Annotated in this window: 13 protein-coding genes and 1 rRNA gene; 8 read left to right on the top strand and 6 right to left on the bottom strand. The window is 64.3% G+C overall.

The features are described from left to right. Window positions 1-103 (bottom strand): 16S ribosomal RNA (locus tag AB7I51_RS16265); the annotation flags it as partial. A 660-nt stretch (window positions 104-763) separates the two neighbouring features. On the opposite strand from AB7I51_RS16265, the gene AB7I51_RS16260 reads away from it, so the two are divergent. Beyond that, window positions 764-2,782: a M23 family metallopeptidase gene (locus AB7I51_RS16260; RefSeq protein ID WP_428405328.1), complete on the top strand. Its 2,019-nt coding sequence runs from the start codon at window positions 764-766 to the stop codon at window positions 2,780-2,782. A gap of 61 nt (window positions 2,783-2,843) precedes the next feature. On the opposite strand, the gene AB7I51_RS16255 is transcribed toward AB7I51_RS16260, so the two are convergent. Next, on the bottom strand, window positions 2,844-3,110 hold the full coding sequence (locus AB7I51_RS16255) for a phosphopantetheine-binding protein (RefSeq protein ID WP_428405327.1): 267 nt from the start codon (window positions 3,108-3,110) through the stop codon (window positions 2,844-2,846). Window positions 3,111-3,251: 141 nt separating this feature from the next. Beyond that, window positions 3,252-4,136, bottom strand: coding sequence for a tRNA glutamyl-Q(34) synthetase GluQRS (gene gluQRS, locus AB7I51_RS16250; protein WP_428405326.1), 885 nt, complete (start codon window positions 4,134-4,136; stop codon window positions 3,252-3,254). A gap of 125 nt (window positions 4,137-4,261) precedes the next feature. On the opposite strand from gluQRS, the gene AB7I51_RS16245 reads away from it, so the two are divergent. After that, entirely contained in the window at window positions 4,262-5,374 is a 1,113-nt protein-coding gene (locus tag AB7I51_RS16245) for a helix-turn-helix transcriptional regulator (RefSeq protein WP_428405325.1), read from the top strand. A 29-nt stretch (window positions 5,375-5,403) separates the two neighbouring features. Here the strand turns inward: AB7I51_RS16245 and cmk are convergent, their stop codons facing one another. Further along, the gene (cmk, locus tag AB7I51_RS16240; protein WP_428405324.1) at window positions 5,404-6,039 is read right to left on the bottom strand and encodes a (d)CMP kinase; all 636 of its coding nucleotides are present in this window, start codon (window positions 6,037-6,039) and stop codon (window positions 5,404-5,406) included. Beyond that, a complete protein-coding gene (gene aroA / locus AB7I51_RS16235) occupies window positions 6,036-7,385 on the bottom strand; it encodes a 3-phosphoshikimate 1-carboxyvinyltransferase (protein ID WP_428405323.1) in 1,350 nt (449 codons plus the stop codon). The genes cmk and aroA overlap by 4 nt, the downstream gene beginning before the upstream one ends. A gap of 345 nt (window positions 7,386-7,730) precedes the next feature. Here aroA and AB7I51_RS16230 point away from each other — a divergent pair, with 345 nt between their 5' ends. From AB7I51_RS16230 to AB7I51_RS16205, 6 genes are all read left to right on the top strand, one after another. Further along, window positions 7,731-9,020: a tyrosine-type recombinase/integrase gene (locus AB7I51_RS16230; protein ID WP_428405322.1), complete on the top strand. Its 1,290-nt coding sequence runs from the start codon at window positions 7,731-7,733 to the stop codon at window positions 9,018-9,020. A 68-nt stretch (window positions 9,021-9,088) separates the two neighbouring features. Beyond that, window positions 9,089-9,616 (top strand): hypothetical protein, encoded by a 528-nt coding sequence (locus AB7I51_RS16225; protein ID WP_428405321.1) that lies wholly within the window; start codon window positions 9,089-9,091, stop codon window positions 9,614-9,616. An 83-nt stretch (window positions 9,617-9,699) separates the two neighbouring features. Next, entirely contained in the window at window positions 9,700-9,924 is a 225-nt protein-coding gene (locus AB7I51_RS16220) for a hypothetical protein (RefSeq protein ID WP_428405320.1), read from the top strand. 3 nt (window positions 9,925-9,927) lie between these two features. Further along, complete coding sequence (locus AB7I51_RS16215) at window positions 9,928-10,200, top strand: hypothetical protein (RefSeq protein ID WP_428405319.1); 273 nt, start codon at window positions 9,928-9,930, stop codon at window positions 10,198-10,200. Continuing rightward, entirely contained in the window at window positions 10,197-10,463 is a 267-nt protein-coding gene (locus tag AB7I51_RS16210) for a hypothetical protein (protein WP_428405318.1), read from the top strand. The genes AB7I51_RS16215 and AB7I51_RS16210 overlap by 4 nt, the downstream gene beginning before the upstream one ends. Continuing rightward, the gene (locus AB7I51_RS16205; protein ID WP_428405317.1) at window positions 10,456-12,603 is read left to right on the top strand and encodes a hypothetical protein; all 2,148 of its coding nucleotides are present in this window, start codon (window positions 10,456-10,458) and stop codon (window positions 12,601-12,603) included. Before AB7I51_RS16210 ends, AB7I51_RS16205 begins: the two co-directional genes overlap by 8 nt. 105 nt (window positions 12,604-12,708) lie before the next feature. Here the strand turns inward: AB7I51_RS16205 and AB7I51_RS16200 are convergent. Then, window positions 12,709-13,135 (bottom strand): transposase domain-containing protein (locus AB7I51_RS16200; RefSeq protein WP_428405316.1); only part of this gene is annotated, 427 nt, incomplete at its 5' end.

Here is a 13,135-nt window from a genome sequence, read left to right as displayed (position 1 = left end):
GTTACTCACCCGTCTGCCACTCCCTATTGCTAGGGCGTTCGACTTGCATGTGTTAGGCCTGCCGCCAGCGTTCGTTCTGAGCCAGGATCAAACTCTCAAGTTTGAGATTTGTCCTGACTGGTCACTTCTCTTGACGAGTCCCAAGCACACTCGCCTTCTCGTCTCACGACGATGAAGACAATGGTGTACTTAGAAAACGTGACCGTCAGAGTGTCTCATCGACCGCTCTCCGAGGAGAAGCGGTCCGCAAGGACCTCCGCCGTCCACGTTTCTCTTTCTTCCGATTCGATTGTCAAACAGCGCATTAGTGAGGCGAAAAGCTCACGCTTTTCCGGCGAAGCGTCTTCGTCCCGACCATTCAGCCGGGTGGCTGGTTCCTGCCGACAGACGAAGAAGCGACACCGTTCGCTGCTCGTTGGCAGCGCCGCCGTCGATGGATTGGTATATATTCGGCTCCCTTTCGGGTGTCAACACGGTTCTAAAAAAACTTTACAATTTCGTCGCGACGCCGGGGAGTCCCTGATTTTTCTGACGTTAGCCGGTGGATAAGGGCGTTTCCCTACGCCGCAATAGGGCCATAATGCCGAGGCTTCGTCCTATACGTCGGTTTGACGAACCGAGCGCAATATTTGAGGATTGGTTTAGCGAGCTAAAGCGCTACAGGAAACCGCCGATCGACGACAGGCGCTGACGGCGGGCGCGGGAGAAGCCGGCCGCTGCGGCTCTCCCCAAACCAACAAGAGAAACGTAACGGCTAGGTTGAATGGCAGTTCAAATGACCGGTCGCCTCGTCCCCGCGGCGCAAGGCGGCCCCGACTGGTTGGGCGACGAACCCGCGATCGAGGTTGACGGCCGTCGCCATACTCCCGACGACAGGCGGCGCGTCTCGACGCGCTGGCTCTCCGGCACGGTGCTGACCGGGCTTTCCGGCGCGCTGCTGATCAGCGCGGCGGCCTATACGGCGCTCGATCAACAGACCCGCTTCGCTGAAGCGCCGACCCGCGCGCAAACGGCGCGCGGGGCCGACTCCGAAGAGCAGCAGACCGTCAATCCCAAGAAAGGCGACCGGCTGATGCGGGCGGTCGACGTCGTCGCGGCCAAACACACGTTCAAAGCCGCCACCACCTCGCGCGCCGGGGACAAGGAGGTCGTGCGCAACCGCGCCTTCACGCGCGTGGCCGCGACTCTCGCTCTCGCCCCCTCGACCTTCGCGAGCGAGGTGCCCGCCTATAATCCGCTCAAGCTGATCACAAACGCCCGAGTCCCCGAGAACGCCGCCGAGGCCGATCTCGCGCCGGATCAGGCGGAAGTATCGTTCGAAACCCGCGACCTCGCCGCCTTCTCGGTCATGGCGCAGAGCGCCCAGCTGACGCTCGCCGAAGCGCAGGCGCAGGTCGTCGAGCAGGTCAAGTCCAGCCTCGCCGCAGGACCGCAAGCTTCGGCGTTGCCCCTGCCCGGCCAGATGCTGCTGACGCGCACGAGCCGCGCGGCGATCGACCCGCTGGCGCTCGCCTATGTGACCCCGGGCGGATCGCTCACGACTCCCTTCTCCGGAATCGAAGTGCGCATGGTGGCGGAGAACGTCACCATCGCGCCGCGCGACACGCCGCAGCCGACGCAGATGGAAGAGAAGCTTGTCGTCGTTAAGCGCGGCCAGACGCTTTTCGACGTTCTGGACGCCGTCGGCGTGTCCCAGTCCCGCGCCGCCCTGGTCGCCGCGGCCTTCAAGAACAAGCGCGGCGAGCCGGTGCGCGAGGGCCAGCGGGTCAAGCTGCTCTTCGCGGACTTCGACGGATCGGGCAAGAACATGCAGCTCGCCCGCGTCTCGGTCTACAATGACGAATCGATCGAATCGATCGTCGCGGCGACGGACAAGGGCGCATTCGTGCAAACGCCGACCGGGCCGGCGTCATTCGCCAAAGATGGCGGGTCAAAGTCTCGAGACGGGATTAACGACGACGAAGGCGCGATGCGCCTTTACGACTCCCTCTATGAAACTGCTCTCAAACAGCAGATTCCGCGACCGATCATCAATGAGCTCGTGCGGGTATTCGCAAATGACGTCGATCTCCAGCGCGGCGTCGCCGCCGGCGACACGTTTGACGTCTTCTATGACGAAGCGGACGAAGGCGCGACCGCCGGACGCGACGCGCTGCTCTATGCGTCGCTGACGACCCGCAACGAGTCCTATCGATATTACCGCTTCTTCACGCCCGACGACGGGCTGCTCGACTATTACGACGAGAATGGCCGTTCGAGCCGCAAGTTCCTGGTGCGCAAGCCGATTTCGAATGGCGAGACGCGCTCCGGCTTCGGCATGCGTCGCCATCCGATCCTCGGCTACTACAAAATGCACACGGGCGTCGATTGGGCGGCGCCGATCGGCACGCCCATCCTTGCGGCCGGCAATGGCACGATCATCAAGGCGCAATGGGATTCGGGCTATGGGCGCCGCGTCGAAATCCAGCACGCCAACGGCTACATCACCACCTATAATCACATGTCCGGCTTCGCGCGCAGCGTGAGGGAAGGCTCGCGGGTCAAGCAGGGCCAGGTCATCGGCTTCCTTGGCTCGACAGGATTGTCCACCGGACCGCACCTCCATTACGAGGTGATGGTCAACGGCCATTTCGTCGATCCGATGCGCGTCAAGCTCGCGCGCACGCGTGAAATTGAGGGCCGGCTTCTCGTCGAGTTCAGGAGAGAGCGCGACCGCATCGACGGGCTCATGGCCAGGGCGCCCAATAGCGACGCCAAGATCGCGACTCGGCAGACGAAATAGCTTTGAAACGAAATAGTTTTGGCGATTATCGCCTAACGCGGGTGGCGCGAGCGGCGTCTCTTCAAGCGGCGTCGCGCCACTCATAGGCCGGAACGAACTGGCTGTCGCGAACCCTGCGGACGATCTGCTCGATCGTCGCCATCGCCTCCCGGTTGAGCGAGTCGCGCGGGAATTCGATGCGGAATTCGCGCTCGACCGCGAGCAGCAGACGGATCGCCGTATAGGGGGTCATCCCCAGCTCATAAAGGTTGGCGCGCGGCGTCAGATGGGCCGCCGGAATGCGGATTTGGGCTTCCTGGTCAATCAGGCTTTGAATGATCTCGAACATTTCGCTCTCCCCTGGCGCTTTCCAAATTCGATGATCCAAAGCTAGCGGGAGTCCGAGCAAATGTTCGTGCGGCGACGCACACGGAGATCGACGCAAGAGAAGCAACTGCGATCGATCGCTGAGCGTATAAGAATCTTGGCTCTATAGTCCTATGCGCCGACGGACATCGGCGGGCGTCCAGCCCTCGGCGCGCAAGGCCCGCAGCGCCGTCGACGCCACGCTTTTTGCGAGTTTCTCGCTCTTCTCGTCCAGAATGAGATCGTGGTGCAGATAGTCCGGCGCCGGCAGGTCGAGCAGAACCTGCAGCAGCCGATGCAGGCTTGTCGCCTCGAACAGATCGCTTCCGCGCACGACATCGGTCACGCCCTGCAGCGCATCGTCGACGACGACGGCGATGTGATAGCTTGCCGGCGTATCCTTGCGGGCGAGGACGACGTCGCCCCATCGCGCCGGGTCGGCGCCGATCGTCGCGCCCAGTTCGTCGCCGTTCGATGACAGCGGGAGCGCGCCGAATTCCTGCCAGGTCAGCCCCTGCCCCGCGAGCGCAGACGCCTTGCGCATGTCGAGCCGCAAGGCGACGCCGCCCGCGGCAAGCGCTTCGCGCGCCGGACGGCGCGGCTTGGCGCGGCATGTTCCGGGATAGAGCGGCGAGCCGTCGGGATCGCGCGGCCAGTCCGGCTTCCCGTCCGTCGCCCGAGCAATGTCCGAACGTCTGCAGTCGCAGGCATAGAGGAAACCCATCTCGTCCAGCCGCTCGAGCGCGACGGAATAATCGCCGAAATGCTCCGACTGCCGGCGCGCCGGCCGCTCCCAGTCGATCCCGAGCCAGGCGAGATCGTCATAGATCGCCGCCTCGAACTCAGGTCGGGCGCGACCCGTATCGATATCTTCGATGCGCAAAAGAAGACGCCCGCCGACCTGCCGCGCGAGATCGAAATTCAAGAGCGCGGAATAAGCGTGGCCGAGATGCAAATAACCGTTCGGCGACGGCGCAAAGCGGAAAATGCGTTTGTCTTCGGCGGTCATGAGCGATTTGGAGCGGCTGCCAGCCTACAAACCAGCGGAACGATCGAGCATTCCCGGCGCCGGTAGAGGAACGCTGAGAATTACCCCAATTTGGTAAATTAACATATTGGGTTATGAATCTACGCATGCCGGATTTCGAATCGATCGTCGACGACATCTATGGCGCCGCAGCCGATCCTGAGTGCTGGCCGCGGATCATGCACGACATCGGCAGGTCGGCGGAAGCCGCGGGCGGCGCAATCATCGCGCGGCGCGCCGACGCCTGGCTCGGCTGGCGCTGCTCGATCGCCCTGGAAAAGGGCGCCGACGCGTTCTTCAGCAGCGGCGGTCTCGAGCGAAGCCAGGTACTCGGCCGGCTGCTTGCCTTCAATCGCGCCGGTTTCGTCGCCGACCAGGAAGGCTTTACCGAGGAGGAATTCGCCAAGGATCCGGTCATCAGGGAGTGGTGCGCGCCAAACGGCATTCATCACTGCACGGCCACCGCCGTGCCGATCCCCAATGGCGATCTCGTCATGTTTCAGGTCAAGCGGCGAAAAGGGGACCCGGCGTTCGGGAGCGCAGATCTCGCCCGCCTCGACGCGCTACGCCCGCACCTCGCCCGGGCCGGCCTGCTCGCAGCGCGCTGGCGCCTCGAACGGCTGCGGTCGGCGACCGAGGCGCTGGCGACTGTTGGCGTTCCAGCGGCGATACTCGATGTTGAAGGTCGCGTGCTCGCCGCGAACGGACTGATCGAGGAGCTCACGTCGCATCATGTCTGGTTGCCCCGCGACCGCATCGCGCTCATCGAGCCCGCCGCCGACAAATTGCTGCGAGCCGCTGTCGCCGATCTCGGCAATCCGTCGGCGGGCTCGATTCGCTCCTTTCCCTCGAAAGGAACCGGCGATCGGCCGGCGGTGATGCATCTGATTCCGGTCACCGGAAACGCGCGCGATCTTTTTGGCGGCGGACTGGGAGTCCTGGCGGTCACGCCGCTCGCGCGGTCAGCCGTGCTCAACCCGGCGTTGGTGCAAAGCCTCTTCGACCTGACGCCGACCGAAGCGCGCGTCGCCGGAGGTCTCGCCGAAGGGCTGACGCTCGATCAGATCGCCGAACGTCACAAGGTGAAATTGAGCACCGTCCGCAGCCAGGTGAGGTCGGTCTTCGCAAAGACGGGCTCGAAACGGCAATCTCAAATCGTCGCCCTGTTCGCAGCGCAGAAGAGTTTTCTGCCACAGCCCGCGGAACAATCCGGACGATGACGGGGCGTTTGGGGCGGATGATCCGCCGCTCATTGCCGTTCGATTTTCTGTTGCGCCACGGCTAGAGCGGCCGCAAACGCCCCTTCGATATCGAGGTCGGTCGTATCGAGCGTCACCGCGTCGGCCGCCGCTTTCAGCGGCGCGGCGCTGCGCCCGCTGTCGCGCGCGTCGCGCTTCCTCACATCTTCGAGAATGGCGGCATAGTCGGCTTCTTCGCCCGAGCGCGCCAGTTCGAGCGCGCGGCGCGTCGCGCGAGTCTCGGGCGCCGCGGTGACGAATATCTTCACCGTCGCGTCGGGGCAGATCACCGTGCCGATGTCGCGCCCGTCGAGCACGGCGCCTTCCGGCCGCGAGGCAAAGCCGCGCTGCATGTCGACGAGCGCGGCGCGCACCGCCGGCATGGCGGCGACGACCGAGGCCGCCTCGCTCATGTCGCGCGCGCGCAGCCGAGACTCGTCGAAATCGACCAACGACAGGCTGCGCGCCGCCGCCACCGCGGCCTCGACATCGTCGAGCGGCAAGCCCTCGTCCAAAAGCGCGCAGGCCGTCGCCCGATAGAGCAATCCGGTGTCGAGATGCGGCAGGCCGAAATGCGCCGCGAGCCGTCGCGCCAGAGTCCCCTTCCCCGACGCCGCGGGGCCGTCGATCGCGATGACGAAGCTCACGAGAAGCGTGCTCCGAGACGCTCCATCAGCGCGCGAAAGGCCGGAAAGCTCGTCGCGATCATCGTCTCGTCGTCGACGACGACATGATTCTCCGCGGCGAGCCCCATGACGAGGAAGCTCATGGCGATACGGTGATCGAGATGCGTCTCGACCTCGCCGCCGCCCGCGACCCGACCGCCGCGCACGATGAGATCGTCGCCGATAATCTCGCAATCGACGCCATTGGCCTTGAGGCCGGCGGCGACCGCCTCAAGCCGATCCGATTCCTTGACCCGCAATTCAGAAAGCCCCCGCATCCGCGTGTCGCCTTGCGCAAAGGACGCGGCGACGGCGAGGATCGGATATTCGTCAATCATTGACGGCGCCCGCTCGGCCGGCACATCGACGCCGGCAAGATGTGAGTAGCGCGCGCGAATGTCGGCGACTTCCTCGCCGCCCTCCTCGCGCCTGTTCTCCAACGTGATGTCCGCGCCCATCTCCAGCAGCGTCGTTAACAGCCCGCTGCGCAGCGGATTGGTCATGACGCCTTCGATGACAATGTCGGAGCCCTCGACGATCAGCGCGGCGACGAGCGGAAAGGCGGCCGACGACGGATCGGCGGGAACCCGCACGTCGCGCGCCAAAAGTTCCGGTCGCCCGTCGAGCGTGATCTTGCGGCCATGCGCGCCATACGTTTCGCTCGTGACCTTCGCGCCGAAATGCGCCAGCATTTTCTCGGTATGATCGCGCGAGGCCTCGGCCTCGATGACGCTGGTCTGGCCGGGCGAATTCAGCCCGCAGAGCAGCACCGCGGATTTGATCTGCGCCGAGGCGACCGGCGTCTTATATTCAACCGGCAAGGCTTCGCTCGATCCTTGCAGAACGAGCGGCAGCCGACCGCCCTCGGCCTGCTCCAGAACCTGCGCGCCCTGCAGCGCCAGCGGATCGAGGATGCGCTTCATCGGCCGCTTGCGCAGCGAGGCGTCGCCGTCGAAACGCGCGACGATCGGATGACCGGCGACGACGCCCATCATCAGCCGCGAGCCGGTCCCGGCGTTGCCGAAGTCGAGAGTCTCGCTGGGCTGCAGGAGGGAGCCGAGCCCGGCGCCCCAGACGCTCCAGGCTCCATCGGCATGGCGCAGGATCTTCGCGCCGAGCTGGCGGCAGGCCTGCGCCGTGCGCAGCACGTCCTCGCCCTCGAGCAACCCTTCGATCCTGGTCTCGCCGATCGCCAGCAGGCCGAAGATGAGCGCGCGATGGGAGACCGATTTGTCGCCCGGCGGCTGCACGCGACCCGAAAGCGGCCCCGATCTATGGGCGCTAAGCGGCGCGGCGGGCGCGTGAGCGTGGACGGCGGCGTTGGACATGGTCACTTTCGGGTCGAAGGCGATTCAATCGCCACCCGCTTCGCACTTTTGGCGAGGATGCTCAACCGCGGCGCCCGCTGGCGCGGGGGGCTTTTCTCACGTCTCGCCGGAAATTGGAGCGGGCGATGGGAATCGAACCCACGACATTCAGCTTGGGAATTTGAATGTCTTGCTTATCTGGCGCTTTACTGATGTTACAGAATTCCTAGAATCCGCTGCATTTCCTGCCTCTCGCATTAACCCTTGATTTCTCGTGAGCGATGGCGTTAGCCTATTCTTGCTTACCGAGCGCTTACCGTAATCTAAAATTAGTAGATCTGCACCCGCCAAGAAAAGGGCCTGGACATGCCGCAGGGCCGGATCACGAAACGAGCCGTTGCCGCACTCCAATGTCCGGCTGGCAAGGACCGCGAGTTCTTATGGGATGATGGGCTCGCGGGCTTTGGCGTCGCGGCCTTCCCCACGGGCCGCAAGGTCTACGTCGTGCAATATCGCCAGCATGGCCGCTCCCGCCGCGTCACCATTGGCGAGCATGGCCGCCTGACGCCCGACGAAGCTCGCTCTCAGGCGAAGACGATCTTGGGCACCGCCGAGACGGGCGCGGACCCGATCGAGGAGCGGCGCAAAGCGCGCGAAGTGCGGACCTTCGCGGCCGTCGCCAATGACTTCATGGCGCTTTCTGCTGCGATGAAGTGCAAGCCGCGCACGCGAGCAGAGTATAGGCGTTGGCTTGATCGTCACTTGCTGCCTGCGTTCGGCTCGCGCCGCCTGACCGACATTAGGCGCGCGGACGTGGGCCGGTTACATGCGAAGCTGGCCGCCACGCCGGTTGAAGCCAATCATGCCATAGGACTTTTTCGCGCAATCTGGAATTGGGCGGCGCGGCGCGACGAGGCGGATAAGGTCGCCAATCCGGCGCATGGCGTCGAGCGGTATCGGGAGCGAGGCCGCGAGCGCTTCCTGACCAGCGAGGAGCTTGCTCGGCTCGGTGATGCGCTACGGCTGGCAGAGACGGAAGGGCTCCCCTACTCCGTCGACGAGACGAAGCCGAACGCGAAACACGCGCCGAAGCCAGAGAACCGCCGCGTAAAGCTCGATCCGTTTGCTGTTGCGGCGCTTCGGCTGCTCATTCTCACGGGAGCCCGAAAACGCGAAATTCTCGACGCCAAATGGGAGCAAGTCGATTTCGAGCGAGGCATCCTCTTTTTGTCGGACAGCAAGACAGGTCGCAAGCCGATCTATCTTTCGGCCGCCGCGCAAGAGGCGCTCGCGTCGCTTCCGCGCATCGCAAGCAATCCCCACATTATCGCCGGCACCAAGGAAGGCGCGCCGCGCGCCGACCTAAACAAGCCATGGATGGCAGTGAAGCGCGCCGCCGGCCTCGAAGGCGTTCGACTCCACGATCTTCGCCACAGCTTTGCGTCATTCGGCGCGGGTGCGTCGCTGGGGCTTCCGATCATCGGCAAGCTGCTCGGACATTCGCAGCCACAGACGACGGCCCGATATAGCCATCTCGACGCTGACCCGCTGCGCCGTGCGGTCAATACCATCGGTGCGACGATCAGTTCGGCCATGGACGGAAAGCATCGCGGCGTGGTCGCGCCGCTTGACCGTCCCCGCAAGGCCGGAGTCTGATAGCGAATGGCCAACGGGCGTCGTTAGCGCCCGCTGGCCCGAACATCAACGTGGCTAGGAGCACGTCGATGCACGACCCGCACGATAAACAAGCCCCCGAGTCGGCGGAAGCGGAGGATGAGCTTTCGCCCGAAATTGGCCTTCCGAAAATCGACATGAGCCTGGGCGCTCGCTTTCACAGGGCGGATCCTCGAATGGATTGGGCAGCGATTTCAAAAAAGCGCGCTGGGAGGCGTTCATTCTGGGCGAAGCCCGCAAAAGTTATCGACGAGTGCGGCAAGGAGGACCCGCGGGTCCTCGCGGATATCGCCAAGGACTTCCCGCAGACGCTCATGAATATCGCCGACAAAAGCGCAGGACGGCGGCGCGGCTTGGCAAGCGGCAAGGCGCGAGCCCCTAAATGGAAGGCTTACGGCCTTGCCCTCGCAAAACAGATACGCGCCGAACAACCGGACATCACGCAAGTCGTTTTGGCAGAAAAAATGGAGGAGAGGTGGGAATCGAGCGATCGGTGCCCGCGGACGCGATTAATACCCGCGATCGGTGCGTGGGAAGATAGCGGTGAGCTTCCGCAACGCAAGAAGCGAAATAAGTGATGAACGTGTTCACCGTTTAGGAACGATGAGAAAACGCCTGTAAGTGGTTTGGCTGGTTGCACAACAAACAGCGAGAACCAGCAATGAGCGACGCGAAATTTCTCCGCCGAAAACCCGCTGGCGAATATCTTCGGGCAACATTCGGGTTCGGTTCCGAGAAGACCTTGGCGAAAGGCGCGGTGACCGGCGACACGCCTGAATTCCACAAGGCGGGACGCATCGTCCTTTACACGCGGGAAGCTCTCGACGCTTGGGCGCTTTCCAAAATCGGCGCTCCGCAGAAATCTACCTCCGACGCGGCGGCGTGAAAAATGGCCTCTTCGAAATGGCGAGGGCCGCCCCTGCGTAATGCGGGAAGCGACCCTCGGGAATGTCGTAAGCTGGCGGCTGTCGACAATTCAGAAAATTGCACCTCCGGCCTCAATCTCAAAGAGATTCCGAGCCGCGCGACGCTCGCTCGCCGATGGCCGTCGCTGAAGGTCAATCGACTGACGTGGCGTTGGGTCGACGACGCGACCGGCGCGAAGGGCGATGATCTTCAATCGCTGCTCGCCTTCCTCAACGAGGGAGGCATCGCGCGATGACGAAAATCCCTTGCCCCCGCGCATTCGCCGAAGCACTTGCCGACTATCACGGCCGGCCTGTCAGCGATTTCTCGACGAGCAATCTCCTACGGGCGGCGTGCCTTGAAGCGCTTGGCGACGTTCCCGCGCAGTCCTTAGCGGCCTTTGTCGCTCTCGACGTGGGCGATGATACGGAAGCTCGCGAACGCCTCGCCGATGTTGTTTCTCGCGTGAAGAAGACCGCGCGCCTGTTCAATCAACTGAAAGGCGGCGGCAATGGCTGAATCCGAGATGACGGCCGCCGAGCGTGACGCCTATTGCGCCGAGGAAGCGCGCAATTATCGCGAGCGGCAGGCGGTGCGATCACAAGCCGAAAATGCTTTTGGCGCAGACGACGAGCTGCTTTATTTGGACGCGCTGCCCGAAGAATCCGCGCACATTCGCGACAAGCAAGAGACGATCGGTGTCGTCGATCCAGCGTGCAATGGCCGTCCGTCCGCGACGCCGCCGGGCGACTCGAATAAGGACCCGCTGGACGGTCTCATCGGACGGGCCAGCGCCGATCCTGGCGCTGCCTTCGCGCCGGAAGCGCTCGAACGGCTCGCCGCACTCAAGCGAGACAATCGCGCCGCGTTCGAGACGCTGCGGACGCAATTGAAGAAGGCCGGCTGCCGGGTGACGGCGCTTGACGACGCGATCGCCGAGGAAAGCGGCGAAGCGGGCGGGCGCGGCCAGACGCAGGCCGACATCCTGATTGACCTTGCGCAGACCGGCGAGCTGTTCCACGCGCCGGATGGCACCGGCTTCGCCGACCTCGACATCAACGGCCATCGCGAAACCTGGCCGATCCGCGCGAAAGGATTTCGTCGCTGGCTCGCGCGCCGCTTCTTCGAGGCGACGGGCGGCGCGCCGAGTTCCGAGGCGCTACAATCGGCGCTCAACGTGATCGAAGCCAAGGCGCATTTCGATGCGCCGGAACGGCAAGTTCATATCCGCGTCGGTGGGCTCGACAACCGGCTCTCTCTCGACCTTGGCGACGAGCGATGGCGGGCGGTGGAGATCGACGCCACCGGCTGGCGCGTCATCGACAATCCGCCGGTTCGCTTCCGCCGCGCATCTGGCATGAAGCCGATACCGATCCCCGTGGGTGGCGGATCGATCGCCACGCTGCGCTCGTTCCTCAACGTGCACACCGACGAAGATTTTGTGCTGGTGGTCGCCTGGGCGCTCGCTGTCTTACGCAATCGCGGTCCCTATCCGGTGCTTATACTGTCCGGCGAGCAGGGATCGGCGAAGTCCACCTTCTCGGCAATCCTGCGGGCGCTGCTCGATCCGAATACCGCGCCGCTTCGGGCCTTACCGCGCGAGGATCGCGACCTGTTCATCGCCGCCAGCAACGGCCATGTGCTCGCCTTCGACAATGTGTCGGGCCTGCCGGCGTGGATATCGGACACGCTTTGCCGCTTGTCTACGGGCGGCGGGTTTGCGGTGCGCCAGCTCTATTCCGATCAGGACGAAGTGCTGTTCGACGCCGCGCGACCGGTGATCCTGAACGGCATCGAGGAGATTGTGACCCGGCCCGATCTTGCCGATCGCGCGGTGTTCCTGACGCTGGAGCCAATCCCTGAGGAGCACCGCCGACCTGAGACGGAACTCTGGGCGGCGTTCGAGACCGAGCGCCCGCGTCTCCTCGGCGTGCTGTTCGACGCGGTGGTCGAGGGCCTAAAGCGCCTGACTGAGACCCATCTGCCGAGGCTGCCGCGCATGGCCGATTTCGCGCTATGGGCGACCGCCTGCGAGCCCGCGCTCTGGCCGACAGGCACGTTCTGGTCGTCCTATAACGGCAATCGCGACCAAGCGGTCGAGGGCGTGATCGACGCCGATCTGATCGCCGCCGCGGTGCGGGCGCTGATGGCAACGCGGACGGAGTGGACGGGAACCGCCTCGGAGCTTCTGGGCGCCCTTGCCGAATTGGCGGGTGAGCGCGCCGCCAAGGCGAAGACCTGGCCTGATAGCCCTCGGGCGCTGGCGGGTCGCCTGCGCCGGGCAGCCACCTTCCTGCGCAAGATCGCCATCGACATCGGCTTTGAGCGCGAAGGCCGGGCGCGGACACGGATGATCCGCATCACGACTGGGCAATCATCAGCGCCAGAAACCGGAGGTGCGCGACCGTCCGCATCGTCTGCACCGTCCGCCGATCAGCCGAAGCTCATTCCCGCCAATGGTTTTGCGACGCGAGGCTTGCGGATGGTCGGCGACGGTGCGGACGGTTCAAGGAATGCCGATGGCTCCACGATCCGCGCAAAGCCCTTGAAAACCAATGGCGAGACCGATGCGGACGGTGCGGACGAAGATCACCCACGCCAATCCGCCCATCAGGAAACTCCGGGTGACGACGCTACAGAGGCGGAGATCGAGCTATGAGCGCCGCCCGGCTTCTCAAAGAGGCTAGAGCCGCGGGACTGTCCCTTCGCGTCTCGCCTGCCGGCAAGCTCGCCTGTCGCGGTCCGGCGGAAACGTTGGAGCGTCTCAAGCCGGCTCTATCCGAACATCGGGAGGCGCTGCTCGTCGAGTTGCGGGCAGAGCGCGCCTACGATCGCGAGCGCCTCCAGCGCGACGCCGACCGCCGGAATGCCGAGGCCGCACGCGATCATTCCACCGACCGCTTCTGCCGCTGCAGCCATCTCGCGACCTTCGCCTGGCCTGACCACGACGGGCGGCAGGTTTGGACATGCAACGAATGTGCACCGACGCGGGGGCGAGCATGACTCGTCGGCGTCTCCAAAATCGCCGGCTGCATGAGGCCATCCGCTTCGCCTTCCGAGGGCAGGCGTCGCTTTCCTCGATATCGCCGATCAGCAGTTCGAGTTGCTCGATATCGCGGTCGAGTTTTTCCGACGATCGCCCGAAGCGCGCACGCCGCAAAATGGCGAGCTGCATCTTCAGCTTCTCGATC

It is taken from the genome of Methylocystis sp. (genome assembly GCF_050246715.1).
Lineage (GTDB): Bacteria > Pseudomonadota > Alphaproteobacteria > Rhizobiales > Beijerinckiaceae > Methylocystis.
Note: the sequence above shows the minus strand (reverse complement) of the source record. Positions and strands in the feature narration are given on the sequence as shown.

What these genes read in the sequence shown, in the direction of transcription:
- AB7I51_RS16230 (WP_428405322.1), top strand. Translation starts at nt 7,731, where the DNA reads ATGCCGCAGGGCCGGATCACGAAACGAGCCGTTGCCGCACTCCAATGT.
- AB7I51_RS16215 (WP_428405319.1), top strand. Translation starts at nt 9,928, where the DNA reads ATGGCCTCTTCGAAATGGCGAGGGCCGCCCCTGCGTAATGCGGGAAGC.
- AB7I51_RS16255 (WP_428405327.1), bottom strand. Translation starts at nt 3,110, where the DNA reads ATGTTCGAGATCATTCAAAGCCTGATTGACCAGGAAGCCCAAATCCGC.
- AB7I51_RS16205 (WP_428405317.1), top strand. Translation starts at nt 10,456, where the DNA reads ATGGCTGAATCCGAGATGACGGCCGCCGAGCGTGACGCCTATTGCGCC.
- AB7I51_RS16220 (WP_428405320.1), top strand. Translation starts at nt 9,700, where the DNA reads ATGAGCGACGCGAAATTTCTCCGCCGAAAACCCGCTGGCGAATATCTT.
- aroA (WP_428405323.1), bottom strand. Translation starts at nt 7,385, where the DNA reads ATGTCCAACGCCGCCGTCCACGCTCACGCGCCCGCCGCGCCGCTTAGC.
- gluQRS (WP_428405326.1), bottom strand. Translation starts at nt 4,136, where the DNA reads ATGACCGCCGAAGACAAACGCATTTTCCGCTTTGCGCCGTCGCCGAAC.
- AB7I51_RS16225 (WP_428405321.1), top strand. Translation starts at nt 9,089, where the DNA reads ATGCACGACCCGCACGATAAACAAGCCCCCGAGTCGGCGGAAGCGGAG.
- AB7I51_RS16245 (WP_428405325.1), top strand. Translation starts at nt 4,262, where the DNA reads ATGCCGGATTTCGAATCGATCGTCGACGACATCTATGGCGCCGCAGCC.
- AB7I51_RS16210 (WP_428405318.1), top strand. Translation starts at nt 10,197, where the DNA reads ATGACGAAAATCCCTTGCCCCCGCGCATTCGCCGAAGCACTTGCCGAC.
- AB7I51_RS16260 (WP_428405328.1), top strand. Translation starts at nt 764, where the DNA reads ATGGCAGTTCAAATGACCGGTCGCCTCGTCCCCGCGGCGCAAGGCGGC.